This window comes from Streptomyces sp. NPDC059668, assembly GCF_042734135.1.
Classification (GTDB): Bacteria; Actinomycetota; Actinomycetes; order Streptomycetales; family Streptomycetaceae; genus Streptomyces.
In genome coordinates this window covers 20,438-37,158 of record NZ_JBHWEL010000072.1, presented here as the reverse complement: position 1 = coordinate 37,158, position 16,721 = coordinate 20,438, and the positions used below count along the sequence as shown (strand labels likewise).

General features: G+C 73.6%; 2 protein-coding genes and 1 pseudogene. All 3 read right to left on the bottom strand.

The window, feature by feature from the left end:
* A pseudogene (locus ACFV2J_RS34645) lies at positions 1-358 on the bottom strand (hypothetical protein); the annotation flags it as partial.
* Positions 355-1,422 (bottom strand): glucose-1-phosphate thymidylyltransferase, encoded by a 1,068-nt coding sequence (locus ACFV2J_RS34640; RefSeq protein WP_385092498.1) that lies wholly within the window; start codon positions 1,420-1,422, stop codon positions 355-357. The pseudogene ACFV2J_RS34645 and the gene ACFV2J_RS34640, both read right to left, overlap by 4 nt.
* A gap of 107 nt (positions 1,423-1,529) precedes the next feature.
* On the bottom strand, positions 1,530-16,685 hold the full coding sequence (locus ACFV2J_RS34635) for a type I polyketide synthase (RefSeq protein ID WP_385442393.1): 15,156 nt from the start codon (positions 16,683-16,685) through the stop codon (positions 1,530-1,532).
* Positions 16,686-16,721 lie beyond the last annotated feature (36 nt).

Genomic DNA, 16,721 nt, shown 5'->3' with positions numbered 1-16,721 from the left:
GGGGGGCGCGGGGGCGGCGCGGCCCCGCCGGGTGGGGGGGGGGGCGGGCGCGGGCCGGGGCGGGGGGGGGGCCGACGCCGCCGCCGATGCCGGCGGCGATGACGAGGTGGTAGGGCTCGTCGCGCAGGGCCGCGGCGGTGAGGGCGGCGCCGGTGGCGGCCGCGGCACTGGCCGGGCCGACGCCCCCGGCGAGCAGGTCGGCGCGCAGCGGGCCGGGGGCGGTGCCGTCGCCGGTGCGTCGCAGGACGTAGCCGGGCAGGGCGTGTTCGGCGGGGGGTGCGGCGGGCTCCAGGCCCCGGGCGGCGGCTTCGCGTTCGGCGGTGACGGCGGTCACCACGAGCAGCCGTACGGGGGTCATGACGGGATCTGCACGCGGCCGTGGTCACCGATCACGAACCGGTGGGCGGCGGGCAGTCGTGGGGCGAGGGTCACTTGGACGTTGCGGCCGATGAGGGAGGCCTCGACGCGGCGGATGCGGTCGAAGGAGGAGTCGCGCAGCACGATGGAGAACTCGATCTCGCTGGCGGTGATGCGGCAGTTCTCGGCGACGGACGTGGAGGGGCCGATGTAGGAGTCGGTGATGACGCTGCCGGCGCCGATGATGGCGGGGCCCACGATGCGCGAGTTGCGGACGACGGTGCCGGCCTCGATGTGGACGCGTCCGATGATCTCGCTGGCCTCGTCGACGTAGCCGTCGATGCGGGTCTCCAGGCGTTCCAGGAGGGTGCGGTTGACCTCCAGCATGTCGTTGACGTTGCCGGTGTCCTTCCAGTACCCGGTGATCACGGTGGAGCGGACGGCGAGCCGCTGCTCGATCAGCCAGCGGAGGGCGTCGGTGATCTCCAGTTCGCCGCGCGGGGAGGGGGCGATGGCGCGTACGGCGTCGTGGATGTGGGGGGTGAAGAGGTAGACGCCGGCGACGGCGAGGTCGCTCCTGGGGTGTTGGGGCTTCTCCTCCAGGTCGACGACGTTGCCGCTGTCGTCGATGACGGCGACGCCGAAGGCGGTGGGGTCGGGGACGCGGGTGAGCAGGATCTGCGCGTCGCAGCGGTCCTTGCGGAACTCGTCGACGACGTCGGTGATCCCGTCGAGGACGAAGTTGTCGCCGAGGTACATGACGAAGTCGTCGTCGCCGAGGAAGGGGCGGGCGATGAGGACGGCGTGGGCGAGGCCGAGGGGGTCGCCCTGCTGTATGTAGGTGATGTCCAGGCCGAAGGCGGAGCCGTCGCCGACGGCGGCCTCGATCTCCGCGGCGGTGCCGCCGACGATGATGCCGACTTCGGTGATGCCCGCTTCGGCGATGGCTTCGAGGCCGTAGAAGAGGATCGGTTTGTTGGCGACCGGCACCAGTTGCTTGCTGGACGTGTGGGTGATCGGCCGCAGTCGCGTACCGGATCCCCCCGCGAGCACGAGAGCCTTCACAGTTCCATCCAGGTGACGAGTAGCTGGTCGGCCGGTGGGCGCCGGGGCGTCCACGCGGCCGGGTGGGGTGGGGGCGGCCGCCCTTGCCGGACGGCCGCCTCCGTGGGTCATGCGCCGCCGAGTTCGGTCTCCAGGAACCGGCGCAGTTCGTCGTCCGACACCTCGTCCGGGTGGCCGGTGCCGGCCGTCTGGTGCGCCGCGGGTGCGGCGGCGTCGAGGTGGGCGAGCAGCCGCTGGAGCCGGCTGCGGAGTCCGTCGTGGAGTTCGTCGTAGGGTCCGGCGTCGGCCAGCACCTGCTGGAACTCTCCTTCCATGTGGTCGAGTCGGGCCAGCACGGAGTCGCCGGAGGCGGGGGCCGTGCCCGGTGTCGCGGGGGCGGGTGCGGGGGCCATCCTGGTGAGCAGGTGGTCGGCGAGTCCCGCGGGGGTCGGGTAGTCGAACAGCAGGGTGGCCGGGAGTCGGACGCCGGTGACGGCGCCGAGCCGGTTGCGCAGTTCGACGGCGGTCAGGGAGTCGAAGCCGACTTGCAGGAAGCCCCGTTCGGGGTCGATGGGGTCGGTCGTGTCGTAGCCCAGGACGAGGGCCGCCTGGGCGAGCACCGCCTGAAGCAGGGCGGCGTGGCGCTCGTGTTCCGGCAGGGCCGCGAGGCGTTCCTTCAGGCCGTCGGCGCTCTGCGGTGCCGTGGTGTCGGTGGCCGGGCCGCTCGCGCGGGCCGGCCGTGGGGTGCGGGCCTGGACGAGGTCGCGCAGCAGGTGCGGCACGGATCCGTCGGAGGCGCGCAGGGCGGCCGGGTTGAGTGCGGTGGGCGCGAGGAAGACGTCCGGCGCGCGGAGGGCCGCGTCGAGCAGGGCGAGGGCTTCGGGGGTGTCCATGGGCTGGACGCCGCCGCGCCGCACCCGGCGCAGGTCCGCCTCGCCGAGTTTGCCGGTCATGCCGCTGCGTTCGGCCCACAGTCCCCAGGCCAGGGAGAGCGCCGGGTGTCCCTCGGCGGCGCGCCGGGCGGCGAGGGCGTCGAGGAAGGCGTTGGCGGCCGAGTAGTTGCCCTGGCCGACGCCGCCGAAGGTGCCGGCGAGTGAGGAGAACAGGACGAGGGTGACGGGGTGGGTGCCGCGGGTGAGTTCGTCGAGGTGTGCCGCGGCGTCGGCCTTGGCCCGCAGGACGGTGTCCACGCGGTCGGGGGTGAGTGCCTCGACGACACCGTCGTCGAGGACGCCGGCGGTGTGGACGACGGCGGTCAGCGGGCGGTCGGCGGGGACGCCGGCCAGGAGTGCGGCGAGGGCGTCACGGTCGGCGACGTCGCAGGCGGCGACGGTCACCTGGGCGCCGTGGCCGCGCAGTTCCCCGGCGAGTTCGTCCATGCCCTCGGCGTCGGCGCCTCGCCGGCTGGCCAGGATCAGGGAGGTGACCGCGTGCGTGGTGACGAGGTGGCGGGCCACCTGCCGGGCGAGGACTCCGGACGCCCCGGTGACCAGGACCGTGCCGGCCGGGTCGAAGCCGGTGAGGTCCCCGGCGGCCGTGAGGTCCCCGAGTTCCGTGGCGTCCCCGGTGGCCGTGAGGTCCTGGGTGGCCGTGAGGTCCTGGGCGCGGGTCAGGCGCGGGGCGAGTGCGCTGCCGTCGCGCAGGGCCGTCTCCGCCTCGCCGCCGGCCAGGACCGCGGGCAGCAGGTCCAGGGAGGCGGCGGCACCGTCGTGGTCGAGGAGGCCGAAGCGGCCCGGGTTCTCGGCCTTGGCCGCGCGGATCAGGCCCCAGACGGCGGCCTGCGCGGGGTCGGTGGCCGCGGCGTCGCCGGTGCCGGTCGTCACGGCGTGGCGGGTGGCGAACACCAGTCGTGCCGGGGCGAACGTCTCCTCCCGCAGCCAGGCGCCGGCCAGTTCGAGGGCCCGGTGCGTGGTCCTGCGGACGGCGTCGGCGCGGTCTTGGGCGCCGGCGGTCGCGGGCAGCGCGACCACCACGGTCGGCGGCAGCGGGGCGCCGGCGGCGACCTCGGCGCGCAGGGCGTCGAGGCTGTCGTGGCGGGTCACCGCGCCGGTGTACCGGGCGGTCCAGCCGGTCAGGGCGGCATCGGCGCCGAGAAGGGCCGGTGCCGGGGCGGTGTCGCCGTGCGTGCCGGCGGGCACCCACCGTACGCGGTAGAGGCCGGCGGCGCCGGTGGGGCGGGCCGGGCGGGTGCTGTCGACGGGGCGCAGGACGAGTTCGGTGATGCCGGCGACGGGTGCGCCGGTGGCGTCGGCGACCTGGACGGCGTACTGGTGGTCCCCGCGCGGGGTGAGACGTACGCGCAGCGCGGCGGGTCCGGCGGCGGTCACCGTCACTCCGGTGAAGGTGAACGGTACGACGGTGGGTCCGTCGGCGTCGGCGACGAGGGCCACGGTGTGCAGGGCGGCGTCCAGGAGCGCGGGGTGGACGGTGAAGTCCCCGGCGCGTTCGTGGGCGGTGCCGTCCTGCGGGGCGATCTCCGCGTACACCTCGTCGCCCAGGCTCCAGGCGGCGCGCAGGCCGCGGAAGGCGGGGCCGTAGCGGAAGCCGTTCTCGGCGATGCGGGCGTACAGCCCGGACACGTCGAGGGGTTCGGCGCCGGCGGGCGGCCACGGGGTGGTGTCGAGGCGCTCGGGCGGGCCGGCCTGTTCGTCGCCGAGTGTGCCTCCGGCGTGCCGGACCCAGGGCGGTTCGGTGTCGTCGTGGGTGCTCAGGGGCCGTGCGTGCACGGTCAGGGCGCGGGTCGCGGAGCCGTCGGAGGGGGCGACGGTGACCTGGATCTGGAAGGCTCCGGTGAGTGGCAGGACGAGTGGTGTCTCCAGGGTGAGGTCGGTGACCTGGGCCGCGCCGGCCCGTTCGCAGGCCTGGAGGGCGAGTTCGAGGAACGCGGTGCCCGGGAAGAGGACGCTGTCGCCGAGCGCGTGGTCGCGCAGCCAGGGCTGGCGTTCCACGGACACGGTGCCGGTGAGCAGGACGCCATCCGAGCCGGCCAGCGGTACGGCGATGTCGAGCAGCGGGTGCCCGGCGGCCTCCAGTCCGGCGTGGGCGATGTCGCGGGTGCTGGGGGTGGCCTGGAGCCAGTAGCTGCTGCGCTGGAAGGGGTAGGTCGGCAGGTCGACCCGGCGTGCGCCCAGGGGGGCGAGCAGGGTGGCCCAGTCGGGTGCGTGGCCGCGGACGTGCAGGCGGGCGAGTGCGGTGGTGAAGGACTCGCTCTCGTCGGTGTCGCGGCGCAGCAGCGGGACGAGGGCGGCGTCGCCGGTGACGCAGTCGCCGGCCAGGGCGGTCAGTACGCCGCCGGGGCCGATCTCGACGTAGGTGGTGATGCCCTGTTCCTCCAGGGTGCGCACGCCGTCGCTGAACCGGACGGCCTCGCGGACCTGGCGTCCCCAGTGGGCGGGGTCGGCGATCTCCTGTGCTCCGTAGGGTGCGCCGGTGACGGCGGAGATGACGGGCAGGGCCGGTGCGTGGTGCGGGAGGTGGGCGGTGAGGGCGGTGAACTCGTCGAGCATGGCGTCCATGCGGGGCGAGTGGAAGGCGTGGCTGACGTTCAGGCGCCGGGTCTTGCGGCCCTGGGCGGCGAGTGCGTCGGCGACGGCGGTCACCGCGTCCTCGTCTCCGGAGACGACGGTGGCCAGGGGGCTGTTGAGGGCGGCGATCGCGGCCCTGCCCTCGTGGCCGGCGAGCAGCTCCAGCACCTCTTGCTCGGACGCCTGTACGGAGATCATGGCGCCGCCCTCCGGCAGGGCCTGCATGAGCCGGCCGCGGGTGGCGACCAGCAGGCAGGCGTCCTCCAGGGCGAGTACTCCGGCGACGTGCGCGGCGGCGATCTCGCCGACGGAGTGGCCGAGTACGGCGTCGGGCCTGAGGCCGGTGCTCTCCACGAGCCGGAACAGGGCGACCTCCACGGCGAACAGGCCTGCCTGGGTGTAGGCGGTCTGGTCGAGGAGCGCGGCCTCGGGTGTCCCGGCCGGTGCGAACAGGATGTCGCGCAGGGGGTGTTCGAGGTGGCGGTCCATGTGTGCGCAGACCGCGTCCAGGGCGTCGGCGAAGGCGTCGTACCGGGCGTAGAGCCCGTGTCCGGTGCCGGGCTGCTGCGCGCCCTGTCCGGAGAAGAGGAACGCCACCTTGCCGGTGCGTGCCCGGTCCACGCCGAGGAGCGGGTGTTCGCGGCCTTCGGCGAGTGCGGTCAGGGCCTCGGTGAAGGAGGCCGGGTCGTCGGCGACGACCGCGGCGCGGTCCTCGAAGGCGGTCCGTCCGCGGGCCAGGGACAGGGCGATGTCGGCGGGGCGTGCGTCGTGGGGTGCGGCGAGGTGGTCGAGCAGTCGGCGTGCCTGCTCGCGCAGGGCGGCCGTACCGCGGGCCGACAGCAGCCACGGCACGACCGGTGCCGGCTGCGTGACCGCTGCCGCTGCCGTGGAGGTCCGGGCGGGCGTGGTGTCCGTCGGGTCGCCGGTGCCGTCGGCGCTGCCGGTGCTGTCGCCGGCGTCAGTGCTGCCGGTGTGGCCGGCGGGCGGCTGTGCGGTCTCGGGGAGGGCTCCGTCGGTGGGCTCGGGTTCCTGGAGGATGACGTGGGCGTTGGTTCCGCTGACTCCGAAGGAGGAGACACCGGCGCGGCGCGGGGCGTCGCCCCGGGCCCAGTCGCGTTCCTGGTCGAGCAGGCGTACCGCGCCCGAGGACCAGTCGATGTGCGGTGAGGGGTTCTCGGCGTGCAGCGTGCGGGGCAGGACGCCGTGCCGCATCGCCATCACCATCTTGATGATGCCGGCGACGCCGGAGGCGGCCTGGGTGTGGCCGATGTTGGACTTCAGCGCGCCGAGCCACAGCGGCCGGTCGGCGGGCCGGTCCTGGCCGTACGCGGCGAGCAGGGCCTGTGCCTCGATCGGGTCGCCGAGCTTGGTGCCGGTGCCGTGTGCCTCGACGACGTCGACGTCGGCCGGGGCGAGGCCGGCGGAGCTGAGGGCCTGGCGGATGACCCGCTGCTGTGCGGGACCGTTGGGGGCGGTGAGTCCGTTGGAGGCGCCGTCCTGGTTGACGGCCGTACCGGCCACGGTCGCGAGGACGGTGTGGCCGTTGCGGCGGGCGTCGGAGAGGCGTTCCAGGAGGAGCAGGCCGACGCCCTCGGCCCAGCCCGCGCCGTCGGCGTCGGCGGAGAAGGCCTTGCAGCGGCCGTCGGGCGACAGGGCGCGCTGCCTGCTGAACTCGATGAAGGTGTCCGGTGTGGAGATCACGGTGACGCCGCCCGCCAGGGCGAGGCCGCACTCCCCCGACCGCAGTGCCTGCACGGCGAGGTGCAGGGCGACGAGCGAGGAGGAGCAGGCGGTGTCGACGGTGACCGCCGGGCCTTCCAGGCCGAAGGTGTAGGCGATGCGGCCGGAGGCGACGCTGCTCGCGCTGCCGGTGGCCAGGTAGCCCTCCAGTCCTTCGGGTGCCTGGCGGGCCCGGGTGCCGTAGTCGTTGTAGTTGGAGCCGATGAAGACGCCGGTCTGGGTGCCGCGGACGAGTTCGGGGTCGATCCCGGCCCGTTCGAGGGCTTCCCAGGAGGTCTCCAGCAGCAGCCGGTGCTGCGGGTCGACGGCCACCGCCTCACGGGGCGAGATCCCGAAGAAGGCGGGGTCGAACTGGTCGGCGTCGTAGAGGAATCCGCCGTGCCGGGCGTAGGAGTGGCCGGGCTTGTCGGGGTCGGGGTCGTAGAGGTTGTCCACGTCCCAGCCGCGGTTGTCGGGGAACGGGCTGATGGCGTCGGTGCCGTCGGCGACGAGGCTCCACAGTTCCTCGGGGGAGGTGACGCCGCCGGGGAAGCGGCAGCCCATGCCGACGATGACGATGGGGTCGTCGGCCGGTGCCCGGGCCGGGAGCCGGTCCGCCGTGGTGGTGTCCGCGGCGGCTGCCTGGTCGTCGGTGAACAGTTCGCCGTCGAGGTGGGCGGCGAGCGCGGCGGCCGAGGGGTGGTCGAAGGCCATGGTGACGGGCAGGCGCAGCCCGGTCGCCTCGGCGAGGCGGTTGCGCAGTTCGACGGCGGTCAGCGAGTCGAAGCCGAGGTCGCGGAAGGCCCTGCCCTCGGGCACGGAGTCGGTGTCGGTGTGTCCGAGCACGGCCGCGGCCTGGCGGCGGATCTCCGTCAGGAGTGCCGCGCGGCGTTCGGCGGGCGCGAGGCCGCGCAGCCGGGCCGGCAGCGGCGGGCCGTCCTGTGCCGTGGTGTCCTTCTCGGTGCGTTCGCCCTCGGTCGCGGCGGCGCGTGCCTCGGGGAAGTCGCGCAGTGCGGCGAAGGCGCGGGCGGTGACCAGTTTCCAGTCGACGTCGGCGACGACGAGGAATTCCTCGTCCTGGTCGAGGGCCTGCTGGAGGGCGGACACGGCGAGTTCGGGTTCCATGGGCGGGACGCCGTCGCGGCGCAGCCGCTGGGCGACCTCTTCGCTGACCATGCCGCCGCCGGCCCAGGTGCCCCAGGCCATGGACGTGGTGGGCAGGCCGTCGGCGCGCCGTCTGGCGGCGAACGCGTCGAGGAAGGCGTTGGCGGCGGCGTAGCTGCCCTGGCCGGCGCGGCCGAGGGTGCCGGCCATGGAGGAGAACAGGACGAACGCGGTGAGGTCGAGGTGGCGGGTCGCCTCGTCCAGGGCCAGCGCGGCGTCCACCTTGGGCCGCAGGACGCCGTGGGCGCGCTGCGGGGTGAGTGCGTCGATGACACCGTCGTCGATGACACCGGCGGTGTGCACGACGGCTGTCAGGGTGCCGCCGCCGGGCAGGTCGTCGACGAGTCGGCGGACGGCGTCACGGTCGGCGACGTCGCAGGCGACGACGCTCGCCGGGGTTCCCAACTCGGCCAGTTCGGCGACGAGTTCGGCGGCGCCGGGGGCTTCGGGGCCGTGCCGGCTGACCAGTACCAGGTGTTCCGCGCCGCTGCGGGCCAGCCAGTGGGAGACGTGGCGGCCGAGGCCGCCGGTGCCTCCGGTGACCAGGACGGTGCCGCTGGGCGACCAGGCCGGTCCGGCCGGGCGCGGGCCGTCGCCGGCGCGTACCAGGCGGCGGGCGAAGAGGCCCGAGGGGCGCAGGGCGATGTGGTCCTCGTCGAGGAGTCCGGACAGGGCTGCGGCGAGGCGTCGGCCGGCCCGCTCGTCCAGGGTCTCGGGGAGGTCGATCAGGCCGCCCCAGCGCTGCGGGTACTCCATGGAGGCGATCCGGCCGAGGCCCCAGGCCATGGCCTGCAGCGGGTGGTCGAGTGTGTCGTTGCGGTGCACGGAGACCGCGCCGCTGGTGGCGCACCACAGGGGTGCGTCGAAGGACGCGTCGCCGAGTGCCTGGATCAGGGTGGTCATCAGGACGAGCCCGGTGGGCAGGGCGCACTCGTCGGCCCAGGGCCGTTCGTCGAGGGCCAGCAGGGAGACGATGCCGTGCACGGGGCCGTGGGCCGCCTCCTGCCTCAGCAGGTCGGCGAGCCGGTCGCGTTCGGCTTCGCGGGATCCGATGACGAGGGTGCGCAGGCCGTCCGCCCGTTCGGCCACGGATGAGGTCACGCTGCGCACGAAGTCGCTGTTCTCCTGCCCCTCGGAGACGACGAGGAGCCAGGTGCCGTCGAGGGTGACGGGTGTGCCCTGTTCGGGCTTCGGCCGCCAGGCGATGCGGTAGCGCCAGCTGTCGAGGGTGGAACGCTCGCGCCGGCTGCGGCGCCAGGACGACAGGGCGGGCATGACCGCGCCCAGTGACTCCTGGTCGTCGAGACCGAGGGTCTGGGCGAGGCTTTCGACGTCACCGTCCTCGACCGAGTCCCAGAAGCCGTCGTCGGCCAGGTCGACCCCGCCGAACATGACCGGGCCGGTGAAGGGTCCGGCCGGCTCGGGCGCGTCGAGCCAGTAGCGCTGGCGCTGGAAGGCATACGTCGGCAGCTCCACCCGCCGCGGCCGCTGTCCGGCGAAGGCCTGGCTCCAGTCGACGCTGACACCACGCGTCCACGCCTCGCCGAGGGAGGTGTAGAAGCGGGCGAGTCCGCCCTGGCCCCGGCGCAGGGTCCCGGTGACCACGGCCTCGCTCCCGGCCGCCTCCACCGTCTCCGCGACGGGAACGGTCAGGACGGGATGCGGGCTCATCTCCAGGAACGCGCCATGCCCCGAAGCGATCAACTCACGGACCGCGGGCTCCAGCTGGACGGTCTGGCGCAGGTTCGTGTACCAGTACCCGGCATCCGTGTCCGCCGACTCCAGCCACTCCCCCGTCACCGTCGAGAAGAACGGCACCTCCGGCTCCCGCGCCACCACCGGGGCGAGGACCTCCAGGAGTTCCTCCCGGATCAGTTCGACATGCGCGGAGTGCGAGGCGTAGTCCACCTCCACCCGCCGCACCCGAACATCCCGCCCGCCGGCCTGCTCCACCAACTCATCCAGGGCGTCGGCGTCACCGGAGACCACGACCGACGTCGGACCGTTGACCGCAGCGACCGAGATACGACCACCCCAGCCCGCGATCAGCTCCTCGGCGCGGTCACGCGGCAGCGCGACCGACACCATGCCACCGTGTCCGGCGAGTGCGGTGATCGCGCGACTGCGCAGTGCCGCGACCCGCGCACCGTCCTGCAGACTCAGCGCACCCGCGACGACCGCGGCCGCGATCTCACCCTGCGAATGCCCCACCACCGCGGACGGACGCACACCGAACGACTCCCACAACGCCGCCAGCGACACCATCACCGCCCACAACACCGGCTGCACCACATCCACCCGGTCCAGCCCCGGAGCACCCTCCACGCCCCGCACCACATCCATCAACGACCACTCCACGAACCCGTCCAACGCCGCCGCACACTCACCGAACCGCGCCGCGAACACCGTGGAGGAATGCAGGAGTTCCACCGCCATCCCCACCCACTGCGCACCCTGACCCGGGAACACGAAGACGGTGTCGATGTCCTCGCCGACGCGCTGGGTGGTTCCGCGGACGAGTGCGGGGGTCGCCTCGCCGTCGGTGAGTGCGGTGAGGGCGGTCAGGAGTTCGTCGCGGTGGGCGCCGACGACGACGGCGCGTTCCTCCAGTGCGGCACGGCCGGTCGCCAGGGAGTGGGCGACGTCGACGGCGCCGGCGTCACCGGCCGCGACGGCGGCCGCGAGCCGTTCCGCCTGGGCCTTGAGCGCGTTGTCCGAGCGGGCCGTGACGAGCCACGGGACGACCGGGCCGGCCGTCTGGGGAGCGGGTTCGGGGGCTGCCGGTCCGGGCTGCTCGAACGCGGACAGGTCCGGTTCGGGCTGTTCGGGTTCGGGCTGCTCGATGATGATGTGGGCGTTGGTGCCGCTGACCCCGAACGAGGAGATGCCGGCCCGTCGGGGGTGGCCGTTCTCCTGCCAGGGCCGTGCCTGGGAGAGGACCTCGACCGCGCCGGCCGACCAGTCCACGAACGACGACACCTCGTCGGCGTGCAGGGACTTGGGCAGCACACCGTGCCGCATCGCCTGCACCATCTTGATGACGCCGGCCATGCCGGAGGCGGCCTGGGTGTGGCCGATGTTGGACTTCACGGAACCGAGCCACAGGGGCCGGTCGGCGGGCCGGTCCTTGCCGTAGGTGGCGAGCAGGGCCTGTGCCTCGATGGGGTCGCCGAGTTTGGTGCCGGTGCCGTGCGCCTCGACGACGTCGATGTCCTGGGCGGACAGGCCGGCGTTGGCCAGGGCGGCGCGGATGACGCGCTGCTGGGACAGGCCGTTGGGGGCGGTCAGGCCGTTGGACGCGCCGTCCTGGTTGATCGCGGAGCCTCGGACGACCGCGAGGACCTCGTGCCCGTTGCGGCGCGCGTCGGAGAGCCGCTCCAGCAGCACCATGCCGACGCCTTCGGCCATGCCCATGCCGTCGGCTTCGGCGGAGAAGGGCTTGCAGCGGCCGTCGACCGCGAGCCCGCGCTGCCGGCTGAAGCCGACGAGGCCGATGGGCTCGCCCATGACGGCGGCGCCGCCGGTGAGCGCGAGGGAGCACTCTCCGGAGCGCAGCGCCTGAAGGGCGAGGTGCAGGGCGACCAGGGCGGAGGAGCAGCCGGTGTCCATGGTGACGGCCGGGCCCTCCAGGCCGAGGGTGTAGGAGATGCGGCCGGAGGCGATGCTGGTGACGGTCCCGGTGATCAGGTGGCCCTCCAGGCCCTCCGGCACCTCGGAGCGTGACCCGTATCCCTGGTGGGAGGCGCCGACGAAGACGCCGGTGGGGCTGCCGTGGAGGCTGTCGGGTGCGATCCCGGCCCGCTCCAGTGCCTCCCAGGCGGTCTCCAGCAGGAGGCGCTGCTGCGGGTCCATGGCGGTCGCCTCGCGGGGCGAGATCCCGAAGAACGCGGCGTCGAACTCGGCGGCGTCGTGCAGGAATCCGCCCTCGCGGGCGTAGGTCGTACCGGCCCGGTCGGGATCGGGGTCGTAGAGGTTCTCGACGTCCCAGCCGCGGTCGGTGGGCAGGGTGGACACCGCGTCGGTCTCGTCCAGGACGAGGCTCCACAGTTCGTCGGGCGAGGTGACGCCGCCGGGGAAGCGGCAGCTCATGGAGACGATGGCGATGGGTTCGTCGTCGTGAGCGGTGGCCGCGGGGGGGACGGTGGCCGGCGGGGCGGCGTCGGTCTGAGTGTCGGGGACGAGGCTCGTGCGCAGGAAGCGGACGAGGTCGCGGACGTTGGGGTGGTCGAAGACGATGGTCGCCGGGAGGCCGAGGCCGGTGGCGGAGTTGAGGCGGTTGCGCAGTTCGACCGCGGTGAGTGAGTCGAAGCCCATCTCGCGGAAGGCGCGGGTGACGGCGACCTCGGCGCTGTCCGCGTGGCCGAGGACTCCGGCCACCTCGGTGCGGACCAGGTCGAACAGCACCCGGTCCCGCTCGGCGGCGGACATCCGGGCCAGTTCCGCGCGGAGGGTGTCGGCGCGGCTGACCGCGCTCGCGACGACGGCCTCGTCGGCCTTCATCGCCTCGGTGACCTCGGGCACCTCGTGCAGGAGCGGTCGGGGGTGGGCGGCGGTGAAGACCGGGACGAAGCGTTCCCAGTCGATGTCGGCGACGGCGAGGAAGGTGTCGTCGTGGTCGAGTGCCTGTTGCAGTCCCTCGACGGCCAGTTGGGCGTCCATGAAGGGGATGCCGCGCCAACGCAGCTGTTCCCGGACGATGTTGACGGCCATGCCGCCGCCCTCGGGGCTCCAGATGCCCCATGCGATGGAGGTGCCGGTCAGGCCGCGGGCGCGGCGGTGGTCCGCGAGCGCGTCGACGTAGGAGTTCCCGGCGGAGTAGGCGCCGTGGTCGCCGCTGCCCCAGGTGCCCGCGACGGAGGAGTACAGCACGAACGCGTCGAGGCGGTCGTGGTCGAAGACGGCGTCGAGGTTGGCCGCTCCGAGGACCTTGGCGCGCAGGCCCTCGGCGAAGAAGTCGAGGTCCGTCCCGGCGAGCGGGGCCAGCATGCCGACGCCCGCGGTGTGGATGACGGAGCGGATGGCGGGGCCTTCGGCCTCGACCTGTTCCACGAGCCGGGTGAGGGCCTCGCGGTCGGCGACGTCGCAGGCGGCGATGGTCACGCGGCAGCCGAAGGCGGTGAGTTCGTCGCACAGGTCCCTGGCGCCGGGGGCGTCGAGGCCGTGCCGGCTGGTGAGCACCAGGTGCTCGGCGCCGCTGCGGGCGAGGAGGCGGGCGGCGTGTCCGCCGAGGCCTCCGGTGCCGCCGGTGACCAGGGCGCTGCCGCTGGTGGTCCACGTCCGGGCGGCTCGACGGCCGGACAGCGGGGCGCGGACCAGGCGGCGGATGTAGGTGCCGGAGGGGCGCAGGGCGATCTGGTCCTCGTCGCCGGCGGCGGCGAGGGTTTCCACGAGTGCCGCGCCGGTGCGCGCGTCGAGTTCGGCGGGCAGGTCGAGCAGGGCGCCCCACAGTTTGGGCTGTTCGAGGGCGATGACCCGGCCGAGTCCCCAGACGGCGGCCTGGAGCGGGTGGGTGACGGTGTCGCCGGCGATGCCGGTGGTGGCCGACTCGGTGGTCAGCAGCCACAGCCGGGTGTCGGTCCCGGCGTCGAGGAGCCCTTGGAGGAGGGCGACCGACTGGGTGAGGCCGACGGTGGGTCCGGCGTGGCCGGGGGCGGGGCGCTCGTCGAGGGCGAGGAGGGACACCACTCCGCGTACGGGGGTGGCGGCGTCGGCGGCGACGATGTCGGTGAGCTGTTCCGCGACGGCGGTCCGGTCGAGGTCCGTCTCGTGCATCACCAGGGGAACGGTCGCGGCTCCGGCCTCGACGAGGAGGCGGGTCACGGTCTGGACGACCGTGGCGTCCTGGTGGGTCTCGGGGACGACGACGAGCCAGGTGCCGTCGAGGGTCGGGGCGGGTGTGGCCGGTTCGGGCTTCGGCCGCCAGACGATGCGGTACCGCCAGCTGTCGAGGGTGGAACGGGCCTGACGCCCCTTGCGCCACGACGACAGAGCCGGAACGACCTCGCCCAGGGATTCCTGGTCCTCGATGCCGAGGGTACGGGCGAACCCTTCCAGGTCACCGTCCTCGACACTCTTCCAGAACGCCTCGTCCACCGGATCCACCACCGCGGCCGACGCCTTCGGCAACTCCAGCCAGAACCGCTGACGCTGGAAGGCATACGTCGGCAACTCCACCCGCCGCGGACGCTGTTCGGCGAAGGCCTGACTCCAGTCGACGCTGACACCACGCGTCCACGCCTCGCCGAGGGAGGTGTAGAAGCGGGCGAGTCCGCCCTGGCCCCGGCGCAGGGTCCCGGTGACCACGGCCTCGCTCCCGGCCGCCTCCACCGTCTCCGCGACGGGAACGGTCAGCACCGGGTGCGGGCTCATCTCCAGGAACGCGCCATGTCCCGAAGCGATCAACTCGCGTATCGCGGGCTCCAGCTGGACGGTCTGGCGCAGGTTCGTGTACCAGTACCCGGCATCCGTGTCCGCCGACTCCAGCCACTCCCCCGTCACCGTCGAGAAGAACGGCACCTCGGGTTCGCGTGCCACGACCGGGGCGAGGACCTCCAGGAGTTCCTCCCGGATCAGTTCGACGTGCGCGGAGTGGGAGGCGTAGTCCACCTCCACCCGCCGCACCCGAACATCCTGAACAGCCGCCTGCTCCACCAACTCATCCAGCGCGTCCGCGTCACCGGAGACCACGACCGACGTCGGACCGTTCACGGCAGCGACCGAGATACGGCCGTCCCAGCCGGAGATCAGCTCCTCCGCCCGCTCACGCGACAGCGCGACCGACACCATCCCACCGTGCCCGGCGAGTGCGGTGATCGCACGACTGCGCAATGCCGCAACCCGCGCACCGTCCTGAAGACTCAGCGCACCCGCCACGACCGCGGCCGCGATCTCACCCTGCGAATGCCCCACCACCGCGAAGGGACGCACACCGAACGACTCCCACAACGCCGCGAGCGACACCATCACCGCCCACAACACCGGCTGCACCACATCCACCCGGTCCAGCGACCGGCCCTCGCGGATCACATCCAGCAGGTCGAAGTCGACGAACTCACCCAACGCCGCCGCACACTCACCGAAGCGAGCCGCGAACACCGGCGAGGAGTCCAGGAGTTCGACCGCCATCCCCACCCACTGCGCACCCTGACCCGGGAACACGAAGACGGTGTCGATGTCCTCGCCGGGGTTCTCGGCGAGGCCGCGGGCGACGGTGGCGGGCTGTTCGCCGCGGGCGACGGCGCGCAGGGCGGTCAGGAGTTCGTCGCGGTCGGCGCCGACGACGGTGGCGCGTTCCTCCAGTGCGGCGCGGCCGGTCGCCAGGGAGTGGGCGACGTCGACGGCGTCGGTGTCACCGGCTTCGACGGCGGCCGCGAGCCGCTCCGCCTGGGCCTTGAGCGCGTTGTCCGAGCGGGCGGACAGCAGCCAGGGAAGGGCGGTGGGGGTGGGGGTGGGGGTGGGTTCGGCCTCGGTCTCTTGCGGTTCCTCGTCCTGCGGTGCCTGTTCGAGGAGGACGTGGGCGTTGGTGCCGCTGCCGCCGAAGGAGGAGACACCGGCGCGGCGGGGCCGGCCGGTCTCGGGCCAGTCGACGGGTTCCGTGAGGAGTCTCAGGGTCTGGGTGGACCAGTCGACGTGGGAGGTCGGCTCGTCGACGTGCAGGCTCTTGGGGAGGACTCCTCGGCGGAGGGACTCGACCGTCTTGATCACGGCGGCGACGCCGGAGGCGGCCTGGGTGTGGCCGATGTTGGACTTCACCGAGCCGAGCCACAGCGGCTGGTCGGCGGGCCGGTCCTTGCCGTAGGTGGCGAGCAGGGCCTGTGCCTCGATGGGGTCGCCGAGTTTGGTGCCGGTGCCGTGCGCCTCGATGACGTCGACGTCCTGGGCGGTGAGGTCCGCGTTGGCCAGGGCGGCGCGGATGACGCGCTGCTGGGAGGGGCCGTTGGGGGCGGTCAGGCCGTTGGACGCGCCGTCCTGGTTGATCGCGGAGCCGCGGACGACCGCGAGGATCTGGTGTCCGTTGCGGCGGGCGTCGGAGAGCCGCTCCAGCAGCAGGACGCCCACGCCCTCGCCCCAGCCGGTGCCGTCCGCGCCTTCGGCGAACGGCTTGCAGCGTCCGTCGGTGGCGAGCCCGCGCTGGCGGCTGAACTCGACGAAGTTGCGGGTGGTGGCCATGACGGTGGCGCCGCCGGTGACGGCCATGGAGCAATCGCCGGTGCGCAGGGCCTGCATGGCGAGGTGCAGGGCCACGAGGGACGACGAGCACATGGTGTCGAGGCTGACCGCGGGTCCCTCGAAGCCGAAGCTGTAGGAGAGCCGGCCGGACAGGACGGCCGCGGATCCGCCGGTCAGCAGGTGGCCCTCGACGTCGTCGGGCGCGTTGCTGCCGTCGACGGCGTAGCCCTGGTTGCTGGAGCCGATGAAGACGCCGGTGCTGCTGCCGCGCAGGGTGTCGGGGTCGATGCCGGCCCGCTCGAAGAGTTCCCAGGTGGTCTCCAGCAGCAGGCGCTGCTGCGGGTCCATGGCCAGGGCCTCGCGCGGCGAGATCCCGAAGAACCCGGCGTCGAACTCGGCCGCGTCGTAGAGGAAGGCGCCTTCACGGACGTAGCTGGTGCCGGTCCGGTCGGGGTCCGGGTCGTAGAGCGCGTCGAGGTCCCAGCCGCGGTCCGTGGGCATGGCCGCGACGGTGTCGGTGCCCTCGCTCACCACCGTCCAGAGTTCCTCCGGGGTACGGACTCCGCCGGGCAGGCGGCAGGCGGTCGCCACGATGGCAACGGGCTCGTGCTCGCGGGTCTCGAACTCGGCGAGCCTGCGGCGCGTCTGCCGCAGGTCCGTGGTGACCCGCTTGAGGTAGTCGCGGAGCTTGTCCTCGTTGTTGTCCATGGCAAAAAGTCAGCCCTTCGAGAATCGGGAGCCATG